The organism is Caulobacter zeae (assembly GCF_002858925.1).
Lineage (GTDB): Bacteria > Pseudomonadota > Alphaproteobacteria > Caulobacterales > Caulobacteraceae > Caulobacter > Caulobacter zeae.
This window is the reverse complement of record NZ_PJRS01000044.1, coordinates 42,841-66,938: the sequence shown is the minus strand read 5'-3', so window position 1 is coordinate 66,938 and position 24,098 is coordinate 42,841. Positions and strand designations below refer to the sequence as shown.

The window sequence follows — 24,098 nt, the reverse complement described above, 5'->3', positions numbered from 1 at the left end:
AGAACAATGACCATGCCCCAGAACCTCGACCTGTTTCCGATCGGCAACTGCTCGGTCAGCGCCCTCGTCGACCGCGACGGCCGCTTCGTGTGGGGGTGCATGCCCCGCATCGACTCCGACCCGGTGTTCAGCACCCTGCTGGGCGGGCTGGAGCCGCCGTTCGAGGGCGGCAAGGGCCTGTGGGACGTGGTCGTCGACGGGGCGGTGAAGATCGAGCAGGCCTATCTGCGCAACACCCCGATCCTGCGCACCGTGGTCACCGACGCCGACGGGGCGAGCCTGGAGATCATCGACTTTTCCCCCCGCTTCCAGCAGTTCGGCCGCATCTATCGCCCCACCGCCTTCATCCGCCTGGTGCGGCCGCTCAGCGGGGTGTGCCGCGCCACCATCCGCCTGCGCCCAACGGCCAACTGGGGCGGACGCCTGGCCGAGCACACCAACGGCTCCAACCACATCCGCTATCTGTGCTCGGACATGACGCTGCGGCTGACGACCGACTGCCCCGTCTCGCACATCCTGGAGGAGCGCACCTTCCGCGTTGAGCGGACGCTGGCCATGTTTCTGGGCGCCGACGAAGGCTTCGACGCCGACGTCGGCGCGACCTGCGCGCGGATGCTGCAACAGACCGAGGACTACTGGCTGAACTGGGTGCGGGGCCTGGCCGTACCGCTGGACTGGCAGTCAGCGGTGATCCGCGCGGCCATCACCCTCAAGCTCTGCATGCACGAGGAGACCGGGGCGATCGTGGCGGCCATGACCACCTCGATCCCCGAGCACGCCAACAGCGGCCGTAACTGGGACTACCGCTACTGTTGGCTGCGCGACGCCTATTACGTGGTGCAGGCCCTGAACCGGCTGGGCGCGGCCGACATTCTGGAGAATTACCTCTCCTATCTGCGCAACATCGTCGACCGGGCGGCCGGCGGCCATATCCAGCCGCTGTTCGGCGTGGGCTACGAGCCTGCGCTGGTCGAGCGCTTCGCGCCCGACCTTCCCGGCTATCGCGGCATGGGGCCGGTGCGGATCGGCAACCAGGCCTTCGAGCACCAGCAGCACGACGTCTACGGCCAGATCATCCTGTCCTCGACGCAAGCCTTCTTCGACGAACGGCTGCTGCGGCCGGGCACGATCGAGGATTTCAAGGCGCTGGAACCGGTGGGCGAGCGGGCCTTCCAACTGCACGACCAGCCCGACGCCAGCCTTTGGGAGTTCCGCGGCCGGGCCAATGTGCACACCTATTCGTCGGTGATGTGCTGGGCCGCCTGCGACCGCCTGGGCAACGTGGCCGAGAAGCTGGGCCTGGCCGACCGCGCCAAGTTCTGGAACGACCGCGCCGCCAAGGTGCGCGAGGCCATCGACACCCACGCCTGGAACGAGACGCTTGGCCGGTTCGCCGCCACCTTCGGCGGCGAAGAGCTGGACGCCAGCCTGCTGCAACTCGTCGACCTGCGCTTCATCGCCGCCGACGATCCGCGCAACAAGGCCACGGTGGCCGCCATCGAAGCGGGCCTGCGCAAGGGCAGCTACCTGCTGCGTTACGCCCTGCCCGATGATTTCGGCACGCCGCAGACGGCCTTCAACATCTGCACCTTCTGGCTGGTCGAGGCGCTCTATCTGGAGGGCCGGGTCGAGGAAGCCCGGGCCCTGTTCCAGGAAATGCTCGACCGCCGCACCTCCGCCGGCCTGCTGTCGGAGGACATCGGTTTCGAGGACGGCGAGCTGTGGGGCAACTACCCGCAGACCTATTCGTTGGTAGGTCTGATCAACTGCGCGGCGCTGCTCAGCAGGCCTTGGACTTCGGTACGCTGAAGCTAGGTCAACCCCTTGGGCCTCACGTTTTGGTCAGTCAAACGTGACCCCCGACCGCCACGTCGGGGGGATCGAACCGAGCCGCGGGGCGTTCCTGACGGCTGAGTTCCATAGTGAAAGGGGCCTAACTGCATGACCACGTACGGGTCTGCCGCTCGGCTTGCGTCGTCGGATCTTCCGCCGCCGCCCACCAGTATCCCTACCAACAGCGCGCTGTTCCTCGACCTCGACGGAACCCTCGCGCCCATCATGCCGCGTCCGGACGACGTCGGCCCCGACGCCGCGCGAGCGGCGCTGATCGCGCGCCTGCGCGAAGCTTTCGAAGACCGCGTGGCCGTGATCAGCGGCCGTTCGCTGGACGATCTTTCCCGCATCCTGGGCGACGGCGCCCTGGCCTACATGGCCGGCGTCCACGGCCTGGAGCGCCGCACCCCAGAGGGCGTGTTCCGCGCCCAACCGCACGAAGGCCTGGCCGAGGCGCGCGACGTGCTGGCCGACCTCGCCCGCTGCGATCGCGGCCTGATCTTCGAGGACAAGCACCTGAGCGTCGGCCTGCACTATCGCAACACTCCCTTGGCCGCCGACGCGGTGATCGAGGCGGCCGAGCGCCTCAAGCGCCAGACCGGCCTCGTCCTGCAACTGGGCGACATGGTCGCCGAGCTGCGCACGCCCGGCCAGGACAAGGGCTCGTCGGTCGCCGCCCTGCTGCGCGAACCGGCCTTCGACGGCGCCCTGCCGATCTTCATCGGCGATGACCTGACCGACGAGGACGGCTTCGAGGCCGCCCGCCGCCTGGGCGGCTACGGCGTGCTGGTCGGCCCCGAACGCCCGAGCGCGGCGAGCTATCGCCTCGACGGACCTGAAGCGGTCCACGCCTGGCTGGACGCCGCCGCCAAATCCGTCACCGAAAGCGAGGTGACCCGATGAGCCGCCTGATCGTCGTTTCGAACCGCGTCAATCCGCCATCCGGCAAGGGCGAGGAAAGCGTCGGGGGCCTGGCCATGGCCCTGGCCGCGGCCCTGCGCGAATATTCCGGCATCTGGTTCGGCTGGAGCGGCAAGACCACGCCCGAGTTCACCGGCCAGCTGAACATGCAGCGCGTCGAGGGCGTGACCGTGGCCACGGTCGACCTCGAGGAAGGCGACTACCAGGAATATTACAACGGCTACGCCAACAAGACGCTGTGGCCGCTGTTTCACTATCGCGTCGACCTGACGGCCTACGACCGCTCGTTCGGCGAGGGCTATGACCGGGTCAACAAGCGCTTCGCCGAGACCCTGCGCCCGCTGATCGAGCCGGACGACATCATCTGGGTGCACGACTATCACCTGATCCCGATGGCGCGGGAACTGCGGCGGCTGGGCGTGACCAACCGCATCGGCTTCTTCCTGCACATCCCCTGGCCGGCCCACCAGCTGGTGGTCACCCTGCCCCGCCACCGACCGCTGGTGGAGGCTCTGTTCCACTACGACGTCGTCGGCTTCCAGACCGAGGAGAGCCTGCAGGCCTTCGAGGGCTACGTGTTCAACGAGGTCGGCGGCGAGAAGACCGAAGACGGCCGCCTGCGCGCCTTCGGCCAGATCACCGAGGCCGGGGCCTTCCCGATCGGCATCGACGCCGACGACTTCGCCCGCATCACCAAGAGCCCGCGAGCCATGCGGGTCTATGACCGGATGGCGGCCCACAGCGTGTTCCGCAAGATGGTCGTGGGCGTCGATCGCCTCGACTACTCCAAGGGTCTGGAAGAGCGCCTGCTGGGCTTCGAGCGCTTCCTGCACGACCACGAGGACGCCCGCCGCGAGGTGATGCTGCTTCAGATCGCCCCGCTGTCGCGCGACGAGGTCGAGGCCTACCAGGACATCCGCAGTCGCCTGGACGGGCTGATCGGCCGCATCAACGGCGCCTATGCCGAGATGGACTTCACGCCGATCCGCTACCTCAACCGCTCCTATAGGCGCGACGAGCTGGCGGGGGTCTATCGCGCGGCCAAGGCGGCGCTGGTCACGCCCCTGCGCGACGGCATGAACCTGGTGGCCAAGGAGTACGTGGCCTCGCAGAATTCCGAGGATCCGGGCGTGCTGATCCTGTCGCGCTTCGCCGGCGCCGCGCGGCAGATGAAGGAAGCGCTGATCATCAACCCCAACAGCCCCGAGGAGATCTCGGACGCTCTGGCCCAGGCGCTCGCCATGGACGAGACCGAGCGCAAGCGCCGCTGGGAGGACCTGATGGACAACGTCACCCGCCAGGACGTGACCGCCTGGCGCGACGACTTCGTGGCCGCCCTGAAGGGCGATCCGACGGTCATGGCCGCCAACACCGAGACGCCGGACGAGCCGGCGGTGACCACGGTGAAGAAGGCGCTGGTCGGCGCCAAGAAGTAGGAGCGACACGCAGATGGCCCCGCGTCCCACATGGCAGGGCCATTTGCGGCTCTCGCTCGTCACCTGCCCGGTGGCGCTCTACACCGCCACCAACCCCGGCGGCGAGGTGCGCTTCAACCTGCTGCACCCCAAGACCCACAACCGCATCAAGATGGTGGCCACCGACCCGGACCTCGGGCCCGTCGAGCGCTCGGATCTGGTGAAGGGCTACGAGGTCGAGAAGGACCGCTACGTCATCGTCACGCCGGAAGAGATCGACAGCGTGCGGCTGGAAAGCACCCGCACGATCGACATCGAGCGCTTCGTCGACGTGGCCGACATCGACCGGCTCTACTGGGACAATCCCTATTTCCTGGTCCCAGACGGCAAGCTGGCGGTCGAGGCCTACAGCGTGATCCGCGACGCCATGGCCGGCGCCAAGCGCATCGCGCTCGGCCGAGTGGTCATGCACACCCGCGAGCGGCTGCTGGCCATAGAACCGCGCGGCAAGGGGCTGGTGGCCTGGTCGCTGCGCTCGTTCGACGAGGTGCGCGATCCGGCCGACCTGTTCGACGACATCCCGGCCAAGAAGGCCGATGCGTCGATGATCGCCATCGCCCGCAAGATCATCGAGCAGCAGGACGGCTCGTTCGAGCCGAAGGCCTTCAGGGACCGCTACGAGGACGCCCTGCGCGACCTGATCAAGCGCAAGGAAAAGGGCGGCAAGACCAAGGTCACGGCCGCCCCGCCGGAGGACACCAACGTCGTCGACCTGATGGAGGCCCTGCGCAAGAGCCTGGGCGGCAAGGCCCCGGCCACCAAGCCCCCGGCGAAGAAAGCGGCTCCGAAGAAAGCCGCCTCCTCCCGGACGACGAAGGCCTCTTAGGCCTCCTGCCCCACCGGGCTTTTGGCTTCCTTGAGCCGCAGGTAGATGCAGCCCAAGCCGACCGCGGCGTTGAGGATGCCGACCAGCACGAACGGCGAGGCCGGGCCGATCACGTCGAACAGCACGCCGCCCAGGGTGCCCAGCACCAGGATGCCGAACGCGCCGCACAGGTTGAAGAAGCCGATGACGGCGCCCCGCCCCTCTTCCGGCGCTTCCTTGCCGATCAGGGCCTGGGAGCCGATGAAGGCGCTGATCTGGCCCACGCCCAGCAGCACGAACAGCGGCATGGCCGCCTTGCTCAGCGGGTCGTCGATGAACATCGTCGCCAGGTAGCCGACCGCGCCCAGCAGCATGCAGGCGGCCAGGGCCGTCAGGCGGTGGGCCTTGTCGATCATCAGGGCGATGACCACCGGCCACAGCAGCGCCGCCGACTGGGCGACGATGAACGGAATGCGGCCCTGGTCGAGGGCGTCGGCGAGGCTCGCGCCGTCCTCCAGCGCCGCCTTCTTGCCCCAGGCGATGGCGTAGGCGCCGACGATGGCCAGGTCGCCCCGGGCGACGAAGGCCGAGGCGTAGGCCAGGACGATGCGCGGATTGGCCTTGGCTGCGGCGACGCCGACGCCCAGCTGGGCCGAGAGCCTGACCCGCTCCACCGAGCGGGTCGCAACGCCGGGCTTGAGGCCCAGCCACATGACGGCGGCCGAGACCAGGCACAGGGCCGCGGCGATGGCCAGCGCGGCCTGGCCGGCGGTCTTTTCGTCCATGCCCTGGCCGACGAACACGGCCGGCAGCTTGCCGATGGCCAGGGCCAGCACCACCACGCCCAGGCCGTTGAGGATGCCGGACAAGGCGACGATCTTGCCCCGGTCGCGGGCCTTCACGTAGTCGGCCAGGATGGTCGACAGCATGCCGGTCGTGGCCCCGATGCCGACGGCGTAGACCACCTTGTAGAGCGACAGGTCCCAGATGTTGGTGGCCAGCGGAAACAGCAGGTAGCCCGCCGCCGTGGCCAGGAAGCCGATGGCGTAGACCGCGCGGCGGCCCACCCGGTCGGCCAGGGCGCCGGCCAGGCCGAACACGAACAGCAGCGCCACCTCGTTGACGAGGTTGAGGATCCCCAGGACCGAGCCCTGGCGATCCAGCGGCACGCCGAGATTGGCGCTCAGCACGTAGGGCGTCATCACCGCGACCGTCGTGGCCAGGCCGATATTGACGAAGGCGGCGTAGAGCGCGGTCCACATGTGGCCGGCGCGCACGCCAGGCTCTATCGCCAGTATGCCGAACCGCTCGGGGTTCTTGGGCGCTGCCATCGGGAACTCCAGAAAACTTTGGGGGCAAGGAAAAGGCCCGGCGCGCAGGGGCGCCGGGCCTTGAAAGTCACGCGTTCAGGAAGATCAGAAGGTCTTGCTGATGCGGATCGAGGCGGCGCGCTTCTCGGGCAGAGAAACCACGTAGGAGCGCGGCGGGGTATTGTTGTTCAGATCGAAGAAGCCGAAGTCGGTCGCCGCGATGGCGTTCTTCGGGGTGTCGTCGTCGAACAGGTTGGTGACGGCCAGATCGATGCCCCACGACCCGTCGGTGATCCCAGCCCGCAGATCCGAGACGAAGTAGCTCGGCAGCCAGGTCAGGTTGTTCTGGGTCATGTAGCGCTTTGACTGGTAACGGCCCGACAGTTCGGCGGTCCACGACCAGTTCGACATCTTCGGCAGCTCGCCGGTGACCAGGGCCGAGACGTTCAAGCTGTGCTTGGGCGTCAGCGGAACGGTCTTGCCGGTGTAGTCGCCGCCGGTGGACTCGATCCGGTCGAAGTAACCGGGGGTCGGGACCTTGTAGTCGGTGAACTCGGCGTCGGTGTAGGTGTAGTTGCCGCTCAGCGTCAGCCAGTGGGTGGCCCGCCAGTCGCTGGTCAGGTCGATGCCCTTGCTTTCGCTTTCACCGGCGTTCTCGACCGACGGCACCGAGGTGCCGCCGAGCACCTTGGTGGTGCCGATCTGCTGGTTCTTGTAGCGGTTGAAGAAGATCGCCCCGTTCAGGACCAGGTCGCCGCCGAGGAACACGTTCTTCGAACCGATTTCGAAGCTTTGCAGCTTCTCCGGCTTGAAGGTCGAGTCGACGCTGCCGCTGGTGCCGGTGGTGTCGACGCCGCCCGGCTTGAAGCCTTCGCCGTACGACGCATAGACCGAGTTGCGCGAGGTGATCTTGTAGTTGGCCACGAAGTTCGGCGTGAAGGCGTCGGCGCGGACGGTCTTCTTGTCGATCTGGGTGGTCTTGGCCAGTTGGGCGTTGCGAGCTGCGACGGTGCCAGCCGGACCGGCGGCGCAGCCCAGCTGTTGCAGGCAGACCAGCTGCACGCCGAACAGGCGGTAGTACATCGGCTGGTACGGGCTGCCGCGATAGGCGACGCGTTCCTCGATGTAGCGACCGTCGAAGCGCAGGGTCAGGGCGTCGGTCACGTCGTATTCGACGCTGCCGGCCCAGGACAGCGAGTCCGTCTCGCGCGAGATCTTCAGCGGATAGTCCGCCGTGGCCTTCGCGGTCGTGGTCGGCGCCTGGAAGGCCCCGCTCGCCGTCGCGCCGCCGCCCATGAAGAGCGCCGTCAGGATGGTCAGGCGCGGGTCGGAACCCTCGCGCATCCAGAACTGGTCCTTGTTGATCTGGCTGGCCTGCTCATGGAAGTACAGGCCTTCCAGCGAGGTGCGCAGCTTGCCGAAGTCCTTGCTCCAGCGCAGCGTCTGGCTCTGCTGCTTGGTGTCGAAGTCGTCGTCCAGCATCACCGAGAAGCCGATGGCCGGCAGGCCGCCGGTCGGCGCCACGGTCGAGTAGTTCAGGCCGTAGGCGCGCAGGAAGCCCAGGTACTGGTAGAGCGAGCCGTAGAACGGCGCCATGCCCGCATAGAGCGGAAGCACGTTGCCGCTGAGGCTGTTGTTGGAGTTGTCGAAGTCCTGGACCTGGGTGGTCTCGCCGCGGGTGATGCCGGTCAGCGAGGTGAACGTGCCCCAGTCGCTTTCGTAGTTGACCTCGAACGAGGCGCGGGTCGCATCGGTGACCGTGCCCTTGAAGTCCTTGCCCGTGCGCGGATCCAGCGAGTAGGCGATGGTCTGGCTCTTGACCACCGCGGCGTCGCTGAGGTCGCCCTTGACCGTGAAGCCGGGGCGATTGTTGCTGGGATCGGTGACCGCGACGCCGAGATTGGCGGTGTTGGCCGTGCCCGTCAGCGGGTTCACCGCCGTGATGTAGGCGCGAGCCATCTGGTCGTATTCTTCGTGCGAGCTCTGCACCCGGGCGAAGACGGTCAGCTTCTCGGTCGGCTTCATCAGCACGCTGAAGGCCGCGCCCTTGGCTTCACCGCCGCCGACGCGCTTGCCGCTGACGCTGTTCAGGTACTGGCCGTCGTTTTCCCAGGCCCCGGCGTTCAGGTTGATCGCCAGCTTGTCCTGCACCAGCGGGACCGAAAGCGAGACCTTGCCCTCCTTCAGGCCGAAGTCGCCGGCTTCCAGGCTGAGCTTGCCCTCGAACTCGCCAAGGTTCGGACGCTTGGAGATGTAGTTGATCGCGCCCGAGAAGGCCGAACGGCCGTAGAGCACGCTCTGCGGCCCCTTCACGATCTCGATGCGCTCGGCGTCGACGAAGCGCAAGGACGCCAGCGCGCCGCCACCGGCGGTGGCGAAGGCTTCCGACGACGTGTCGACCCCGTCCACCAGGATGGCCACGTTCGGACGGCCGCGCACGGCTTGCACGCCGCGGATCGCCGGACGCGTGTCGCTGGGCGTCAGGCCCTGGTCGAAAGTCAGGCCGGCGGTCGATTGAGCCACGCGGCTGATGTCGGAAATATTGCGCCGCTCGATCGTCTCGGCCGAAACGGCGTTGATGGTGATCGGAACGTCCTGAAGAGATTCAGACTTGTTCCGCGCCGTCACGGTGATTTCCCCAATCACCGTCATATCATCTGAAGTCGTCGTTTGCGCGAGGGCTTGCCCCGAACAAATCAGAAGCGTAAGAGCGCTCGCGCTCGCGCCATAGATACTCATTGCCGACTTGGTCATGACTCCCCTCTTCAAATCTTGACCACACCCCGCCGCGTTCCCCGCGACTGTTCCCCGACGGTCAAGATGATGGAGCCGGACCAATACAGGTCTTGCGATAAAGCGTTTGTCCGTCCATCGGATAGGAGTTCAGGAAAGTCCCGCCATGCTGACAGACGTAGCGCCCGCAACAAAGCCTCGGCAATCGCGCCGGATCGCCACCGAAGCAGCGATCGTAGAGGCGTTCGGGCGTCTTATGGAGCGCGGAAGCGTCCACGACGCGGGTGTGAACGCCCTAATCAAGGAAGCCGGCGTCGGCAAGAAACAAATATATGACTACTTCGGCGGCCTGGGCGGCGTCGCCGACGCCTGGGTGCGCCGCACCGGCATCTGGCCGCGCCTTTCCGACATGCTGGACGAGCCGCTGGAGACCTTCCACCAGCGCCCGCCGATGGAGCGCCTGCGGATGCTGGTGCGCACCTACGCCTCGTCCCTGCGCGCCCATCCGGCCGTGGCCACGATCATGGCCGGCGAGTTCGCGGGCCCGCCGGAACTGCGCGACGCCGTCACCGCCGTGCGCATCCGCATCTGGGAAGAGTACGAGCGGCTGTTCATCGGCCAGCGCAGCGAGGACAAGGAACTGCTGGCCATCGCCATGACCATGCTGTCGGCCGTGTCCTATGTCGGCATGCGAGCCAAGTTCGAGCCGAATTTCTTCGGTTTCGACCTGCATGACGACTTGGCGTGGGAGCGTGTCGTGGGCATGCTGGATCACGTGATGGGCCGTTACCAGACCGGCGTCGACGCCGCCACTTCTCGTCAGGCGGATAACGCCGACTAGAAAATTGACCGATCGGTCCCTTTTTGAAAGTCTCCGAGCATCCCGCCGAGCGCGGGCCTGACCGCAAGCGGAGACCTTGATGTTCGGCGATCCCCTATCTCTCCCCGTCAAACCCCAGGCGGGCGACCTCTGGGTAGCCGCGACGATGGTCACCGACGACAAGTTGAAGCTCGGGCTGTCCAGGATCCTCCTCCTGAGCCCCGACCTCCAGATCAAGGCGGCCCTGCATACGGGCGACTTCGGCATGGTTTCGGGCCTGGCGGTGAATCCCCGCACCGGCGAGCTCAACGCCCTTGACCCCTTCGCCCGCAACGTCACCCGCATCGACGCCGAAGGGCTGCGCGTGCCGGGCCAGGCTTCCCTCCTGCCTGGTCGCGGCCTCGGCTCGATGGTGTTCCTGCCCGACGGCGGCGCCCTGGCCGGCGAGCACCTCTCGGGCTTGGCCCCGCCCTTCACCGGCGAGGGCCGCCTGGTGCGCTTCGACGCCGACGGCCGCGTGACCCGCTTCTATCGCCCCGAGTATCATGGCGGCGTCATGGGCTTCCTGGGCGTCACCCACCTGACCGTGCTGTCGGACGGCAAGACCGTGGCCTATGTCTCCGAGACCGGCCACACCGTCTATCGCTACGACATCGAGGCCGACGCCCAGCTGTCGCCGCTCTATGTGCGCACCGACCCGCCGGGCATGGTGTTCGGCATCGCCGCCGTCCCAAACGACGACGTGCTGGTCAGCTGCGGCAACGAAGTGCGCCGCGTGGCCCAGGACGGTTCGGTGCTGCGCACCTACGCCGTGCCGGAAGGCCGCGGCTGGTCGTTCCTGCGCGTCACCGACGACGGCGCGCACTTCTGGGCCGGCGACTTCTTTTCGGGCCAGCTGGCCAAGATCGCGCTGGACAGCGGCGAGCTGGTCGCCAGCGTCAAGCTCGACATCCCGTTCGGCGTGACCTCGATCGTCGAAGCCAAGGCGGCCTGAAGGTGAAGAAGCGCAAGATCCTGCTGATCGGTCTCGGCGCCGTCGTCCTGGCGGGCGCGGCGACCTATGCGACCGCGCCGCTCTACTGGGGCCGCTATTTCCGCGCCCTCACCGTCAATCCGCTGGAACCGCCGATCGACTGGTACAAGCCCGTCGCCGTGGTGAAGGGCGCCCCCGCCGCGCCCCTGCCCCAGACGACGCCGGAAGCGGCGGGGATCGATCCCGCCGCGCTGGAGGCCGCCGCCGAATACGCCGGCGCGCGCAAGTCCGACGCCCTGATCGTCGTCAAGGACGGGGCCATCGTCTACGAGCGCTACTGGAACGGCGTCGGCCCGACCACGGTGATGAAGGCCCACTCCTTCACCAAGACCATGACCGGCATGCTGGTCGGCGCGGCCATCGCCGACGGCAAGATCAAATCGGTCGACCAGCCGGCCGCCGACTTCATCACCGAGTGGAAGAACGACGAGCGCTCGAAGATCACCATCCGCGACCTCCTGCAGATGTCGTCGGGCCTGGAGCCGCCGGACTATTCCTACGCGCCCTGGTCCAGCACCATCCGCACCTTCCTGTCGCCGGACCTGGCCAAGGACAACCTGGCCCTCAAGGCCGTGCATCCGCCGGGCACGGTGTTCGGCCACCACAATCCCGACCCGGTTGCGCTGAGCGTCATCGTCGAGCGGGCCACCGGCGAGACCTTCGCCGACTACATGTCGGAAAAGCTGTTCCAGCCGCTGGGCATGCACGACGGCTCGCTTTGGCTGGCCAAGGAAGGCGGCCTGTCGCACGGCGACTGCTGCATGATCTCGCAGGTCCAGGACTGGATGCGCATCGGGATCATGCTGGCCAACGGCGGTTCGTTCGAGGGCAAGTACGTGCTGAGCGCCGACTACGTCGCGGCCATGAGCGCGCCGGGCAAGGCCAATCCGGGCTACGGCTTCCAGATCTGGCGCGGCCGCCCGTTCGTCAAGAACCGCATCTACTCGCCCGAGCGCCCCGACAAGGCCAGCGTCTCGGCCGAGCCGATCGCCGCAGAAGACGCCATCTTCCTCGACGGCTGGGGCAAGCGGCGTCTCTGGATCGTGCCCTCCCAGAAGCTGGTCGTCCTGCGCGACGGCGTCGATCTCGACGACTGGGACGACACCAAGATACCCAATCTCATTCTTCGCGGTCTGGCGGCCCCCGCCGCCCCGCAGCCGGAGAAGGCGCCATGATCAAGAACCAGTGGTACGTCGCCGAGTACTGCGACGAGATTCCCAATGGCGGCCATAAGCGCGTGAAGATGCTGGGCCTGGAGTTCGTGGTGTTCCGCGACTCCAAGGGCAAGGTCAGCTGCCTGTCGGACGTCTGCATCCACCGCGGCGCGTCGCTGGGCAGCGGCATGGTGGTCGATGACGCCATCGAGTGCCCCTATCACGGCTGGCGCTTCAACGGCGGCGGCAAGTGCGTGAAGATCCCGTCGCAGGAGCCCGGCGTGAAGATCCCGCCCCGCGCCAAGGTCGACGCCTATCCGGTGCTGGAAAAGTACGGGATGATCTGGGTGTTCATGGGCGACCTGCCCGAGGCCGAGCGCCCGCCCCTGCCGCCCTTCCCCGAGTTCGAGGACCCGGCCTGGCGCTGCATCCGCGGCACCTACGAGTGGAAGGCCAACTACGCCCGCATCACCGAGAACGGCATCGACCCCTCGCACGCGGCCTTCGTCCACCCCAGCTTCGGCGACAAGGAAGCCCCGCAGGTCCACGAGTTCACGCTCGAGCAGGACGAGTGGTCGGCCTATGCCGAGCTGAAGTTCGTGCCGCCCGAGTACAAGGGCATGTGGAAGTTCTTCCGCAAGGCCAAGCGCAGCATGGTCACCGTGCGCAACGGCTTCCACGTGTCGGGCGCCCACGTGCGCATCCAGATCCGCCCGACGCCGACCTGGTCGACGGTGATCTTCGACGTCAACACGCCGATCGACGAGACCACCACGATCACCCGCTGGATCATGGCCCGTAACTTCCTGACCCAGAAGATCTGGGACGGCGACAGCCGCCGCCGCACCCTGCGCATCTTCGAGCAGGACCGCGTGATCATGGAGAAGGTCTGCCCCGAGCTGCTGCCCGTCTATCTGCACGAGGAAGTCAGCGTGAAGTCGGACGGCATCATGGTGGCCTGGCGCAACAAGCGCCGCGAGCTGATCGAGAAGGGCTGGGCGCTGGACGTCGACGCCATGGAGCGCGACGTGCAGGGCAAGCGGGCGATGGTGATCCCCTCGCCCGACCGCGCCAACCCTGCGGAGGCCAAGGACTTCCTGCTCAAGACCGTGCCGCTGGTCGACGGCGAGCGGGTGCGGGCCGAGGCCCTGAAACAGCGCCACGGCGGCTCCGCGCCGGCCGCGGCCGAATAGCGGGAGCGACGCGCATGAGACCGAGCATCCTCGTCCTCGTCGCCGCGCTGGCCGTCACGGGGGCTGCCCACGCAGCCTCCGTGGAGGTCAAGGTTTCGGGGCTCCAGAACACCAAGGGCCAGGTCGTGGTGTCGGCCTGCGACAAGGCCACGTTCCTGAAGACCTGCCCCTACAACGTGAAGGTCCCGGCCGCCTCGGGCGGGGTGAGCGCCAAGTTCGCCAGCCTGCCGGCCGGCCGTTGGTCGTTCCTGGCCTTCCACGACCAGGACGGCGACGGCGTGATGAAGAAGACCGCCCTTGGCCTGCCCGCCGACGGCGTCGGCCTGTCGCGCGATCCCAAGGCGAGGTTCGGCCCGCCGAAGTTCGAGGACTCGGCCGTGGACGTCGGCGCCGACGGCGCCAGTGTGGCTGTGGGGCTGAAGTACTAGGCGAAAGCCTGACGAAACAGGAACCTCCCCCTCTGGGGGAGGTGATCGCGAAGCGATCGGTGGGGGGCGTGATTTCTGAACTTCCACCACAGCGGCAGCTGAAAACGTCCCCCCACCGGCCTTCGGCCGCCTCCCCCAGAGGGGGAGGTTCTGCTAGGCCGGAAACCCGCCCGCCTTCGACACCATGCCCGGCAGGGCCGGCGCGCCCAGCACGCCCTTGAGCCAGCCGGCCGCGTCGATCAGCGACGGCAGGTCCAGGCCGGTCGACACGCCCATCCGCGCGAACATGTAGGCCAGGTCCTCGGTCGGCACGTTGCCGGTCGCCGCCGGGGCGAAGGGGCAGCCGCCGATGCCGCCGATCGAGGCGTCCAGGCTGGCAACGCCCGATCGCCAGGCGGCGAAGGCGTTGGCCAGGCCGGTGTTGCGGGTGTTGTGGAAGTGGGCGCGCAGCACAGCCTCCGGCGCGACGGCGCGCACGGCGGTGAAGCGGGTCTCGACCGCCAGCGGATCGCCCACGCCGATGGTGTCGGCCAGGGTGATCTCGGCGACGCCGTAGTCGGCCAGTTCGGCGGCGATGCGCGCCACGTGCTCGACCGCCACCTCCCCCTCGAACGGACAGCCGAAGGCCGCGGCGATGGTGACGCCCAGCTTCAGGCCGGCCTGGCGCGCGACCTGCGGCGCCTCGGAGATCTGGCGCAGGGTCTCGCTGATCGGGACGCCCTGGTTGCGGGCGTTGAAGGTCTCGCTGGCCACGACCACGAAATTGACCTCGTCGACGTCGGCGGCGATGGCCCGGTCCAGGCCCCGGCGATTGAGCACCAGGCCGATCAGCGACACGCCGCGCGCGCGCAGGTCCTGCTGGCCGCGCAGGCGGGCCATCACCTCGTCGGCGTCGGCCATCTGCGGCACGGCGCGCGGATTGACGAAGCTGACCGCCTCGACCCGCCGGGCGCCGGCCTCGACAGCTTTCAGCACCAGGGCGGCCTTGTCGCTGGCCGAGACCATCGCCTTTTCGTTCTGCAGGCCGTCGCGGGGCGACACCTCGACGATCTCGATGCGGGCGGTCATGGCGCGGTCTCCTGGCGGACGCCCGCGAGGCGGGCAGGCATGGCGCGCGAGGATGCGGAGCGAGGCCCGCGAAGCCAGCGCCCCGCCCCCCGGCGCCCGACAGGCGGGGAGCGCGCGCGACCGCGCGGCGAACGTCGGTATGCGGCGCAAGCTCTCCCCCGATCACTGGAGGGGAGCCTGATCGATGAAACCTGAGAAAACCGCCGCTCTCATGGGCGTCTCGCTGCTGGCCCTGGCCTGGGGCGGCGCCGCCTCGGCGCAGGAGACGCCCACCGCCGTCGACGAGGTGATGGTCACCGCCCGCCAGCGGGCCGAGAACCTGCGTGACGTGCCCGCCGCCGTCTCGGCCCTGAGCCAGGGCACGCTGGAAGCCGCCGGCGTCGCCCGCGCCGCCGACTTCGTGGCCCTGACGCCGGGTGTCAGCCTGGTGCAGGCCGCCGAACAGGGCGACGCCCAGGTCAACATCCGCGGCGTCAACGGCGCCCGCGACGCCCAGGCCTCGTTCGCCTTCGTCGTCGACGGGGTGCAGATGGCCAATCCCGCCGCCTTCAACCGCGAATTCTCCGACCTGCGCCAGATCGAGGTGGTGAAGGGCCCGCAGGGCGCGGTCTACGGTCGCAACGCCGCCGCCGGCGCGATCATCGTCTCGACCGTCGAGCCGGGCGAGACCTTCGAGGGAAAGGGCAAGATCAGCGTCGGCAATCGCGACAGCTTTTCCGGCGACCTCCGCGTGGCCGGTCCCTTGAGCGAGCGGATCTCCGGCAGCCTGTCGGCCGACTTCCGCAAGACCGACGGCTTCTGGGGCAGCGACTTCGGCGGCGGCGCGGTCGACCGCTTCGAGGGCTATAACTTCAACGGTCGCCTCGTGGCGCGACTGGACGAGAAGACCAAGCTCGACCTCAAGGCCCGCTACGGCGAACTGACCGCCGGCTCGATCGCCTACAACGCCGTCTTCGCCCTGCCCGCCTTCGCCTCGGTGCTGGCCACGCCGTCCTACTACGAGGACGTCAACGACCACCGCTTCGCCTTCCAGAACAACGTGCCGCACACCAACGAGCAGCAGGCGCTGGAGGTCTCGGCCAAGCTGGAATGGGACCTCGGCTTCGCCACCCTGACGGCCTGGACCCTCTATTCCGACATCGACAACGACCTGGTCGCCGACGGGACCTCGGCCTCGTTCGGCTTCTTCAACGCCAGCGCCGCCTGCGCCGCCTCGATCGCCAACCTCACCGCCAAGGGGATCACCCTGCCCGCGCCGCAGTACCTGGCGCCGACGGCGGCGGGCTCGTTCTTCGGGCCTTACACGCCGACCGCCTGCGACGGCTACCAGTACCAGAAGCGCGACCAGAGCGACGTCTCGGGCGAGCTGCGCCTGACCTCGCGCTCGGACCAGGCGCTGCGCTGGATGGTCGGGGCCTACGCCCTGCGCATCGACCGCGAGGTCGGCGTGGCCACGGGCCTGGACGGCGGCGGCGAGGTTCCGCGCGCGCTCTACGTGCCCGCCGCCTCGGCCTATTCGACCGAGCAGCTCTATTGGGACGACTTCAGGAGCGACGTGGCCGCCGTGTTCGGCCAGCTGGCCTACGACCTCACGCCCGGCCTCGAAGGCTCGCTGGCCCTGCGCTACGACCGTGAAGAGCGCAAGGTGCACAACCTGGTGCCGACGGCCGCGCGCACCAAGTACATCGACTTCAACGGCCCACCCTATACCGGCGGCGCGGCGCTGAACCCTGGCCTGGACGCCACGATCAATCCGGGCGGCATCAAGGACCAGAAGAAGACCTACGATCAGGTCCAGCCCAAGATCGCCCTGCGCTGGAAGGCCAGCGACGACTGGACGCTCTATGGCGACTGGGGCGTGGGCTTCAAGTCGGGCGGCTTCAACAGCCAGGGCAGCGCCGCCACCGTGAACCTGTTCGTCAATCCGGTGCGCACGGCGGCCGGCTACAAGCCGGTGAGCATCCGCGACGACTTCGACAAGGAGGTCTCGAGCAGCTTCGAGATCGGGGCCAAGGGCCGGATGCTGGACGGCCGGCTGACCATCGACGCGGCCGCCTACCACACCGACGTCGACGACATGCAGTTCTTCGAGTTCTTCGTCGGTCCGTTCGGCCTGCTGCGGGTGGTGTCCAACATTGACGAGGTTCGGATCAAGGGCGCGGAACTGGGACTGCGCTACAAGGCAAGCTCGCGCCTGACGCTGGAGGCCTCCGGCGCCTATACCGACAGCGAGATCCGCAAGAACAGCGTGCGGCCCGACACCATCGGCAACGAGTCGCCCTACACGCCGCGCTACACTTGGAACCTGGCGGCCGACTACCTCCACCCGCTGCCCGACAACCTCGCCCTGCGCCTGCGGGCCGACGTGCGCGGTACGGGACCGACCTGGTTCCACGTCGTGCAGGACCAGGACGCGCCCACGGTCTTCGAGCTGAGCTACGGCGCACTGGGCCGGGCCAACTACGCCAAGAGCCGTCGCGACGCCTACGCCACGCTGGACCTGCGGGCCGGCTTGGAGGCCGACACCTGGAGCGTCACGGCCTTCGGCAAGAACGTGACCGGCGAGAAGTACCTGAGCGAGGTGATCCCGGCGCCGGAGTTCGGGGGAAACTTCGCCTCGCCCGCCGCCGGCGCGACCTTCGGCGTCGAGCTCGCCGTGAAGTTCTGACGGCGCCCGCACAGCGGTGAAACCCCTCCCCCGATCCGGCGCGCGCCGCCCGATCGGGGGAATGTCGCCCCACAGGCGTCGCGCCGTCGCACTTGGGGGGAGTCGCCCTGGGGGGGAGTTGGCGCGCCCGCAATAGAGGCTGACGATGGCTTACCGATTGGGCGTGGATGTAGGCGGGACTTTCACCGACCTGCTGTTGCTGAACGAGGCGACGGGCGACTTCTGGCGACACAAGACGCCGTCGACCCCGCATGACAGCTCGGTAGGCGTGATGACCGGCGTCAACGCGGTCTGCGAGAAGGCCGGGGTCAAGCCGTCGGACGTCGACGTCTTCCTGCACGGCACCACCGTGGCCACCAACGCCGTGCTCGAGGGCAAGGGCGCCCGCGTCGGCCTGGTGACCACCGAGGGCTACCATCAGGTGATGCAGATCGCCCGCTCGCTGGTGCCGGGGGGCCTGGCCGCCTGGATCATCTGGCCCAAGCCGGAACCTCTCGCGAAGCTGGAAGACACCGTCGAGATCAAGGGCCGCATCGACGCCGTGGGCAAGGAAATCCGCCCGCTCGACGAGGTCGATGTCCGCGCCCAGCTGACCAGGCTGAAGGAGCAAGGCGTCGAGGCGGTGACCATCGCCCTGATGAACGCCTATCTCAACGGCTCGCACGAGCGCCGCGTGGCCGAACTGGCAGCCGAGATCCTGCCGGGCGTGCTGGTGTCGCTGTCGCACGAGGTCCTGCCGGAGATGCAGGAATACGAGCGCACCCTGACCACCGTCGCCAACGCCTCGGTCCGCCCGGTGGTCTCCAAATACGTCAAGAACCTGCGCGACAAGCTGCGGGGCCTGGACATGCAGGGCCGCATCGCCCTGCTGCGCTCGGACGGCGGCCTGATGTCGTCGGAAAAGTCCGAAGAGCACCCCGTCAGCCTGCTGATGAGCGGCCCGGCCGGCGGCGTCACCGGCGCCCTGTGGGTGGCCCGCAATTCGGGCCTGAAGAACATCTTGACGCTCGACGTCGGCGGCACCTCGACCGATGTGGCGCTGATCGAGAACGGCGAGCCGCGCCGCGTGCGCACCACCGACGTCGGCCACCTCACGGTCCGCGCATCGTCGCTGGACGTGAAGACGGTCGGCGCCGGCGGCGGCTCGATCGCCAAGGTGCCGGAACTGACCCGCGCCCTGCGCGTCGGCCCCGAGTCGGCCGGCGCCGCGCCGGGTCCGGCCGCCTACGGCAAGGGCGGCACGGCCCCCACCGTCACCGACGCCAACGTCGTGCTCGGCTACCTGCCCGAAGACCTGCTGGGCGGCGCCTTCAAGCTGGATCGCGAAGCGGCCCGCACGGCGGTGCAGACCATCGCCGACGCCCTGAGCATCGACCTCTATGAGGCCGCCCGCGGCATCATCGACATCGTCAACGAGAACATGTTCGGCGCGCTGCGCATGATCTCGGTGCAGCAGGGTTACGACCCGCGCGACTTCGCCCTGATGGGCTTCGGCGGCGCCGGTCCGCTGCACGTCAACGCCGTGGCCAAGCTGATGGGTTCGTGGCCGGCCGTGTCGCCGGTCTCGCCCGGCGTGCTGTGCGCCCTGGGCGATGCGACCACCCGCATGCGCACCGAGACGGCGCGCTCGTATTCCAAGCGCCTATCGGCCGCGACCGAGGCCGAGGTGCTCGGCCTGTTCGGCGAGATGGACGCCCAGATCCGCGACACCCTGAAGGCCGACGGCGTCACCGACGCCGAGATCGAGACCCGCTTCGAGATCGACGTCCGCTATCACGGCCAGGCCTTCGAAGTGCCGATGCACGTGACGCTCGACAGCCTGAAGGACGGCGGGCTGCAACGCCTGGCCGCCGCCTTCGACGAAGAGCACCGCCGCCTCTTCACCTTCAACATGGACGCCGAGCACGAGCTGGTGAACCTGCGCGCCGTCGCCATGGGCAAGGTGCAGGAGATCCCCTCGCTCGAGATCGAGAAGGGCGACGGCGATCCGTCGCGCGCCAAGATCCGCGACCACGAGGTCTGGGCCGAGGGCGGCATGAAGCCGGCCGCCATCTACGACCGTTCGAAGCTCCGCGCCGGCGACCGCGTCCCCGGTCCGGCGATCATCACCGAGATGGACTCGACCACGCTGGTGCTGCCCGACTGCGAGGCGCTCGTCGACGCCTACGGCGTCATCCTGATCAACCCCGTTTCGGAGGCCTGAGCCATGCCCGCGCGCATCCTGGAAACCAATTCCACGCCGTTCGGCAAGGTCGCCGTCGATCCGGTGACCCTCGACATCATCGAGAACGCCCTTCGCAACGCCCGCGTCGAAATGGACGCCACCCTGTTCCGCACCGCGCTGTCGCCCGGCATCCGCGAGCAGGGCGACGCCTTCCCGCTGATCGCCGACCGCGACGGCCGCATGGTGGTGGGCCAGTTCGGCTCGTTCATCGACGGCTTCCTCAAGGGCTATGACGGCGAGATCGAGGAAGGCGACATCATCCTCGTCAACGACCCCTACTCGGTCGAGGGCGCGATCAGCCATGCGTCCGACCAGCTGTGCATCGCCCCGATCTACCGCGACGGGCGGCTGGTGGCCTGGTCGGCGATGTTCGGCCACATGACCGACGTCGGCGGCAAGGTGCCCGGCTCCCTGCCCACCGACGCGGCCTCGATCTTCGAGGAAGGCTTCCGCCTGCCGCCGGTGAAGCTGTACCGCAAGGGCGAGTTGCAAAGCGACATCGTGCGCATCGCGGCCCACCAGTCGCGCATGCCCGAATGGTTCAAGGCCGACCTGCACGCCATCGTCGCCTCGTGCCGCGTGGCCGGCCGCCGGGTGGTCGAGATCTGCGAGCGCTTCGGTGACGACGTCTTCGCCAGCGCCCTGGACGAGCTTCTGGCCCGCAATCACCGCGCCATGGCCCACCTGATCTCGACGGCGATCGGCGAGGCGCCGGTGTCGTTCGAGGACTACATCTGCGACGACGGCAAGGGTGCGGGCCCGTTCAAGATCAAGTGCACCATGTGGCGCGAGGGCGGCAAGGTCGTTCTCGACTTCGACGGCACCGATCCGCAGTCGGACAGCTCGATCAACTTCCTGCTGAACGAGAACATGTTCAAGATGTTCTTCGGCATCTACATGATCATGGTCTTCGACCCGCAGATCCTGTTCAACGACGGGTTCTACGACCTGGTCGACGTGCGGATCCCGGAAGGCAGCCTGCTGAAGCCGAAGTTCCCGGCCGCCCTCTCCTGCCGCACCCACGCTCTCGGCCGCATCTTCGACGTCCTGGGCGCGCTGCTGGGCCAAAAGACCCCGGAATTCCTGTGCGCCGCCGGCTTCTCGAGCTCGCCGCACCTGATGTTCTCGGGCTTCGACGGCAAGGGCGAGTGGTTCCAGCTGTTCCAGATCGGCTTCGGCGGCATTCCCGGCCGTCCGTTCGGCGACGGCGCCGACGGCCACTCGCTGTGGCCGGGCTTCACCAACGTGCCCAACGAGTTCCTGGAACGCTACTTCCCGATGGTCATCGAACGCTACGAGAGCGTGGCCGACAGCGGCGGCGCCGGGCGCTTCCGGGGCGGCAACGGCATCCACATGACCTATCGGTTCACGGAAGCCGGCACGATCGCCATCCATGACGACCGCTGGTTCGTGCCGCCGTGGGGCGTCAACGGCGGCGCCCCCGGCGCCCGCTCGTGGAAGCGCCTGGACAAGGCCAATGGCGAGAGCATCGCCCTGCCCTCCAAGTGCGACGGAATCCAGGTCGACAAGGGCGACCTCCTGCACTTCGTCACCTGGGGCGGCGGCGGCTGGGGCGACCCGCTGGAGCGCGAGGTCGAGCTGGTCGAGCTGGAAGTCTTGCGCGGTCTGGTCACCGTCGAGGGCGCCAAGCGCTTCGGCGTGGTGCTGGACGCCGCCGGCAAGGTCGATGCGGCGGCCACCGAGGCCCTGCGCGCCAAGATCCGCGCCGAGCGCGGCCCGCTGGAGGTGTTCGACCGCGGTCCGTCGCTCGACGAGTTGCGCGCCAACTGCCTGGCCGAAACGGGCCTGCCGGCGCCGCGTCCGCCGGTGTGGCGCAACGCGCCCCTGGCCCTGGCCGCGGAATAGGTCGCAAGCGTCATGACGGTTGAAAACACGGGTCCCCTGAAGGGCCTGCGCGTCGTCGAGATGGGCCAGCTGATCGCTGGTCCGTTCTGCGGCCAGCTGCTGGGCGACATGGGCGCCGACGTCATCAAGATCGAGCCGCCCGGCAAGGGCGACCCGATGCGCGACTGGGGCCGCGGCGACTATCCGCTGTGGTGGGAAGTCGTGGCCCGCAACAAGCGCACGGTCTCGGCCAATCTGCGCGTGCCCGAGGGCCAGGCCCTAGCTCGCAAGCTGATCGCCACCGCCGACATCCTGATCGAGAACTTCCGGCCGGGCACGCTGGAGGGCTGGGGCCTGTCGCCCGAGGTCCTGCACGCCGAGAACCCGGGCCTGATCATCGTGCGGGTGTCGGGCTACGGCCAGACCGGTCCCTATGCCGACCGCGCGGGCTTTGGCGGCATCGGCGAGGCCATGGGCGGCTGGCGCCACATCGTCGGCGACCCAGACCGCGCGCCCTCGCGCATGGGCATCTCGATCGGCGACGCCCTGGCGGCCACCTACGGGTGCCTGGGGGCTCTGGCCGCCCTGCGCCACCGCGACAAGACGGGGCAAGGCCAGGTGGTCGACAGCTCGCTCTACGAGGCGGTGCTGCAGGTCATGGAAAGCCTGGTCCCCGACTACAAGGTCATGGGCTACATCCGCGAGCGCTCGGGCTCGGTGCTGCCCGGCATCGCGCCGTCGAACGTCTATCACTGCAAGGACGGCGACTATCTGATCGCCGCCAACCAGGACACGGTGTTCGGTCGCCTGTGCAAGGCCATGGGCCAGCCCGAGCTGGCCCAGCACCCCGACTACGTCAACCACGTCAACCGCGGCCGCAACATGAAGGCGCTGGACGCCCTCATCGAGGCCTGGACCAAGACCCTCACGGTCGACGAGGTCGAGGCCAAGATGATCGAGGCCGGCGTGCCGGCCGGGAAGATCTATCGCGCGCCCGAAATGCTGGCCGACCCGCACTTCGCGGCCCGGGAGTCGATCATCACGCTCGACCACCCGCGCTGGGGCGAACTGCCGATGCAGAACGTCATGCCCAAGCTGTCCAAGACCCCCGGCGTCGTCCGCGCCATCGCCTCGCAGGCGGTGGGCCAGGACAATGCGGCGGTGTGGAGCGAGCTGGGGGTGAGCGAAAGCGAGCTGAAGGCGTTCGCCGAGCAGGGGGTGGTCTAGGACCACGCGAAAACCTCGTCCTTCGACAAGCTCAGGATGAGGTTTTCTACTGCAATCGCCTACGATCCTGCGGCCTGCAAGTTGGTCCTCATCCTGAGCTTGTCGAAGGACGAGGACCACGCACCGCGCGCTCAAAGATAGTCAGCTTGGATCCCCGCCTGCGCGAGGACGACCGGAGTAGAAATGGCCGAAGATCTGAACTCCGACTACGAACGTGCCGGCTTCGGCGGCCGCCTGGCCTTCGGCAAGAGCCCGGCCCTGCTGATCATCGACGTGGTCGACGCCTACCTGCTGCCGGACTCGCCGCTCTATGCCGGCGTCGAGGCGGCCCTGGCCAGCAACGCCAGGCTCCTGCAAGCCGCCCGCAAGGCCGGCATTCCGGTGATCCTCACCAACGTCGTCTACCAGGCCGGCGTCGGTGGCCGCGATGGCGGAGTGTTCTATCGCAAGGTGCCGGCCCTCAAGGCCTTCCAGGAAGGCTCGCCGTTGGGCGCGTTCCCCAAGGAGATCACGCCGATCGAGGGCGAGATCGTGCTGTCCAAGCAGTACGCCTCGGCCTTCTTCGGCACGCCGCTGGCCTCGACCCTGCGGGCCATGGGCGTCGACACGGTGATCATGGGCGGCTTCTCGACCAGCGGCTGCGTGCGGGCCAGCGCGCTGGACGCCCTGCAACACGGCTTCATCCCGTTCGTGGTGCGCGAAGCCTCCGGCGACCGCGACGAGCGCGTGCAGGAGGCCAACCTCTTCGACCTTCAGGCCAAGTACGCCGAGGTGGTTTCAGAGGACGAGGCGCTGAAGCTGATCGCCGGCGCTGCCGCCGCCTAGCGCCGCCAGGCGGCGGCCAGCTGATCGTATTTTTCCTCGCCGCCGCAGGGCTCGACAGCCTTGGGCGAGCGATCACCCCTGGCCAGGGCGTTTGCGCAGGCGGCGTTGAACAGGGCGTCGGCCGGCGAGACGTCGTAGCGGGGCACGAAGATCATCGACACCCGCCCGGGCTTGCCGTTGATCCCGGCGATGTAGGTGGTGATCGGCGTCGAGCCCCGTTGGGCCGTGGCGCGCTGGCGCAGCTCAAGGGCCCGGACGGGGTCCTTGGCGACGCCGCCCCGGCCGTACTGATAGAGCAGCGACAGCGCCATCTGGGCGTTGGCGTCGTTGCGATCGGCCAGTTGGAGCAGCGTCTCAGGCGGCGTGCTCAGCGCCGTACGCAAGGGCCCCAGGCTGGCGAAGCGCGCCTCCGGCGTGGTGGCGCAACCCGCCAGCAGAACCGCGCCGATCAAGCCCGCCAATCCGGCGATCCGTCCGCTCCGCGCCATTCCCGCCCCACCGATCAACCATTGAGGGAATGATTACGCCAGGTCGCT

At 68.3% G+C, this 24,098-nt stretch carries 18 protein-coding genes; 14 read left to right on the top strand and 4 right to left on the bottom strand.

The window, feature by feature from the left end; genetic code table 11:
* Positions 1 to 12 precede the first annotated feature (12 nt).
* The 4 genes from SGCZBJ_RS21315 (at position 13) to ku (ending at position 5,055) form a co-directional block, all read left to right on the top strand.
* The gene (locus SGCZBJ_RS21315) at positions 13 to 1,809 is read left to right on the top strand and encodes a glycoside hydrolase family 15 protein (protein WP_101719972.1); all 1,797 of its coding nucleotides are present in this window, start codon (positions 13 to 15) and stop codon (positions 1,807 to 1,809) included.
* A 132-nt stretch (positions 1,810 to 1,941) separates the two neighbouring features.
* Positions 1,942 to 2,736, top strand: a complete 795-nt coding sequence (otsB, locus tag SGCZBJ_RS21310) for a trehalose-phosphatase (RefSeq protein WP_101719940.1) — start codon at positions 1,942 to 1,944, stop codon at positions 2,734 to 2,736.
* Positions 2,733 to 4,190: an alpha,alpha-trehalose-phosphate synthase (UDP-forming) gene (gene otsA, locus SGCZBJ_RS21305; RefSeq protein WP_101719939.1), complete on the top strand. Its 1,458-nt coding sequence runs from the start codon at positions 2,733 to 2,735 to the stop codon at positions 4,188 to 4,190. The genes otsB and otsA overlap by 4 nt, the downstream gene beginning before the upstream one ends.
* A 13-nt stretch (positions 4,191 to 4,203) precedes the next feature.
* Positions 4,204 to 5,055 carry a non-homologous end joining protein Ku gene (ku, locus tag SGCZBJ_RS21300; RefSeq protein ID WP_101719938.1) on the top strand — a complete coding sequence of 284 codons (852 nt, stop codon included), beginning with the start codon at positions 4,204 to 4,206 and terminating at the stop codon, positions 5,053 to 5,055.
* Here ku and SGCZBJ_RS21295 read toward each other — a convergent pair.
* Together SGCZBJ_RS21295 and SGCZBJ_RS21290 are read right to left on the bottom strand one after the other, a co-directional pair.
* A complete protein-coding gene (locus tag SGCZBJ_RS21295; protein ID WP_101719937.1) occupies positions 5,052 to 6,365 on the bottom strand; it encodes an MFS transporter in 1,314 nt (437 codons plus the stop codon). The genes ku and SGCZBJ_RS21295 overlap by 4 nt on opposite strands.
* Before the next feature lie 84 nt (positions 6,366 to 6,449).
* Positions 6,450 to 8,972, bottom strand: a complete 2,523-nt coding sequence (locus SGCZBJ_RS21290) for a TonB-dependent receptor (RefSeq protein WP_165799405.1) — start codon at positions 8,970 to 8,972, stop codon at positions 6,450 to 6,452.
* Positions 8,973 to 9,363: 391 nt separating this feature from the next.
* Here SGCZBJ_RS21290 and SGCZBJ_RS21285 point away from each other — a divergent pair, with 391 nt between their 5' ends.
* The 5 genes from SGCZBJ_RS21285 to SGCZBJ_RS21270 all read left to right on the top strand — a co-directional run bounded on the left by SGCZBJ_RS21285 (position 9,364) and on the right by SGCZBJ_RS21270 (position 13,705).
* Positions 9,364 to 9,918 (top strand): TetR/AcrR family transcriptional regulator, encoded by a 555-nt coding sequence (locus tag SGCZBJ_RS21285; protein WP_165799404.1) that lies wholly within the window; start codon positions 9,364 to 9,366, stop codon positions 9,916 to 9,918.
* 79 nt (positions 9,919 to 9,997) lie between these two features.
* Positions 9,998 to 10,891 (top strand): SMP-30/gluconolactonase/LRE family protein, encoded by an 894-nt coding sequence (locus tag SGCZBJ_RS25790; RefSeq protein ID WP_165799403.1) that lies wholly within the window; start codon positions 9,998 to 10,000, stop codon positions 10,889 to 10,891.
* 2 nt (positions 10,892 to 10,893) lie between these two features.
* The gene (locus tag SGCZBJ_RS21280) at positions 10,894 to 12,105 is read left to right on the top strand and encodes a serine hydrolase domain-containing protein (RefSeq protein ID WP_165799402.1); all 1,212 of its coding nucleotides are present in this window, start codon (positions 10,894 to 10,896) and stop codon (positions 12,103 to 12,105) included.
* Complete coding sequence (locus SGCZBJ_RS21275) at positions 12,102 to 13,277, top strand: aromatic ring-hydroxylating dioxygenase subunit alpha (RefSeq protein ID WP_101719933.1); 1,176 nt, start codon at positions 12,102 to 12,104, stop codon at positions 13,275 to 13,277. Before SGCZBJ_RS21280 ends, SGCZBJ_RS21275 begins: the two co-directional genes overlap by 4 nt.
* 14 nt (positions 13,278 to 13,291) lie before the next feature.
* A complete protein-coding gene (locus SGCZBJ_RS21270; protein WP_101719932.1) occupies positions 13,292 to 13,705 on the top strand; it encodes a DUF2141 domain-containing protein in 414 nt (137 codons plus the stop codon).
* 153 nt (positions 13,706 to 13,858) lie between these two features.
* Here the strand turns inward: SGCZBJ_RS21270 and SGCZBJ_RS21265 are convergent, their stop codons facing one another.
* Positions 13,859 to 14,773, bottom strand: coding sequence for a hydroxymethylglutaryl-CoA lyase (locus tag SGCZBJ_RS21265; protein WP_101719931.1), 915 nt, complete (start codon positions 14,771 to 14,773; stop codon positions 13,859 to 13,861).
* Positions 14,774 to 14,957: 184 nt separating this feature from the next.
* On the opposite strand from SGCZBJ_RS21265, the gene SGCZBJ_RS21260 reads away from it, so the two are divergent.
* The 5 genes from SGCZBJ_RS21260 to SGCZBJ_RS21240 all read left to right on the top strand — a co-directional run bounded on the left by SGCZBJ_RS21260 (position 14,958) and on the right by SGCZBJ_RS21240 (position 23,562).
* Positions 14,958 to 17,441, top strand: coding sequence for a TonB-dependent receptor (locus SGCZBJ_RS21260; RefSeq protein WP_205685451.1), 2,484 nt, complete (start codon positions 14,958 to 14,960; stop codon positions 17,439 to 17,441).
* 145 nt (positions 17,442 to 17,586) lie between these two features.
* Positions 17,587 to 19,644 carry a hydantoinase/oxoprolinase family protein gene (locus tag SGCZBJ_RS21255; RefSeq protein ID WP_101719929.1) on the top strand — a complete coding sequence of 686 codons (2,058 nt, stop codon included), beginning with the start codon at positions 17,587 to 17,589 and terminating at the stop codon, positions 19,642 to 19,644.
* Positions 19,645 to 19,647: 3 nt separating this feature from the next.
* A complete protein-coding gene (locus SGCZBJ_RS21250) occupies positions 19,648 to 21,531 on the top strand; it encodes a hydantoinase B/oxoprolinase family protein (RefSeq protein WP_101719928.1) in 1,884 nt (627 codons plus the stop codon).
* 12 nt (positions 21,532 to 21,543) lie between these two features.
* Positions 21,544 to 22,737, top strand: coding sequence for a CaiB/BaiF CoA transferase family protein (locus tag SGCZBJ_RS21245; protein ID WP_101719927.1), 1,194 nt, complete (start codon positions 21,544 to 21,546; stop codon positions 22,735 to 22,737).
* 183 nt (positions 22,738 to 22,920) lie between these two features.
* The gene (locus SGCZBJ_RS21240; protein ID WP_101719926.1) at positions 22,921 to 23,562 is read left to right on the top strand and encodes an isochorismatase family protein; all 642 of its coding nucleotides are present in this window, start codon (positions 22,921 to 22,923) and stop codon (positions 23,560 to 23,562) included.
* Here the strand turns inward: SGCZBJ_RS21240 and SGCZBJ_RS21235 are convergent.
* Complete coding sequence (locus SGCZBJ_RS21235) at positions 23,559 to 24,014, bottom strand: hypothetical protein (protein ID WP_133149305.1); 456 nt, start codon at positions 24,012 to 24,014, stop codon at positions 23,559 to 23,561. The two genes, SGCZBJ_RS21240 and SGCZBJ_RS21235, sit on opposite strands and share 4 nt — an antisense overlap.
* Between the last annotated feature and the right edge of the window lie 84 nt (positions 24,015 to 24,098).

Bases quoted from the DNA above. Each gene is read 5' to 3' on its own strand.
- SGCZBJ_RS21250 (WP_101719928.1), top strand. From the start codon at position 19,648: ATGCCCGCGCGCATCCTGGAAACCAATTCCACGCCGTTCGGCAAGGTC.
- SGCZBJ_RS25790 (WP_165799403.1), top strand. From the start codon at position 9,998: ATGTTCGGCGATCCCCTATCTCTCCCCGTCAAACCCCAGGCGGGCGAC.
- SGCZBJ_RS21275 (WP_101719933.1), top strand. From the start codon at position 12,102: ATGATCAAGAACCAGTGGTACGTCGCCGAGTACTGCGACGAGATTCCC.
- otsA (WP_101719939.1), top strand. From the start codon at position 2,733: ATGAGCCGCCTGATCGTCGTTTCGAACCGCGTCAATCCGCCATCCGGC.
- SGCZBJ_RS21265 (WP_101719931.1), bottom strand. From the start codon at position 14,773: ATGACCGCCCGCATCGAGATCGTCGAGGTGTCGCCCCGCGACGGCCTG.
- SGCZBJ_RS21245 (WP_101719927.1), top strand. From the start codon at position 21,544: ATGACGGTTGAAAACACGGGTCCCCTGAAGGGCCTGCGCGTCGTCGAG.
- SGCZBJ_RS21295 (WP_101719937.1), bottom strand. From the start codon at position 6,365: ATGGCAGCGCCCAAGAACCCCGAGCGGTTCGGCATACTGGCGATAGAG.
- ku (WP_101719938.1), top strand. From the start codon at position 4,204: ATGGCCCCGCGTCCCACATGGCAGGGCCATTTGCGGCTCTCGCTCGTC.
- SGCZBJ_RS21240 (WP_101719926.1), top strand. From the start codon at position 22,921: ATGGCCGAAGATCTGAACTCCGACTACGAACGTGCCGGCTTCGGCGGC.
- SGCZBJ_RS21255 (WP_101719929.1), top strand. From the start codon at position 17,587: ATGGCTTACCGATTGGGCGTGGATGTAGGCGGGACTTTCACCGACCTG.
- SGCZBJ_RS21315 (WP_101719972.1), top strand. From the start codon at position 13: ATGCCCCAGAACCTCGACCTGTTTCCGATCGGCAACTGCTCGGTCAGC.
- SGCZBJ_RS21270 (WP_101719932.1), top strand. From the start codon at position 13,292: ATGAGACCGAGCATCCTCGTCCTCGTCGCCGCGCTGGCCGTCACGGGG.
- otsB (WP_101719940.1), top strand. From the start codon at position 1,942: ATGACCACGTACGGGTCTGCCGCTCGGCTTGCGTCGTCGGATCTTCCG.
- SGCZBJ_RS21260 (WP_205685451.1), top strand. From the start codon at position 14,958: ATGAAACCTGAGAAAACCGCCGCTCTCATGGGCGTCTCGCTGCTGGCC.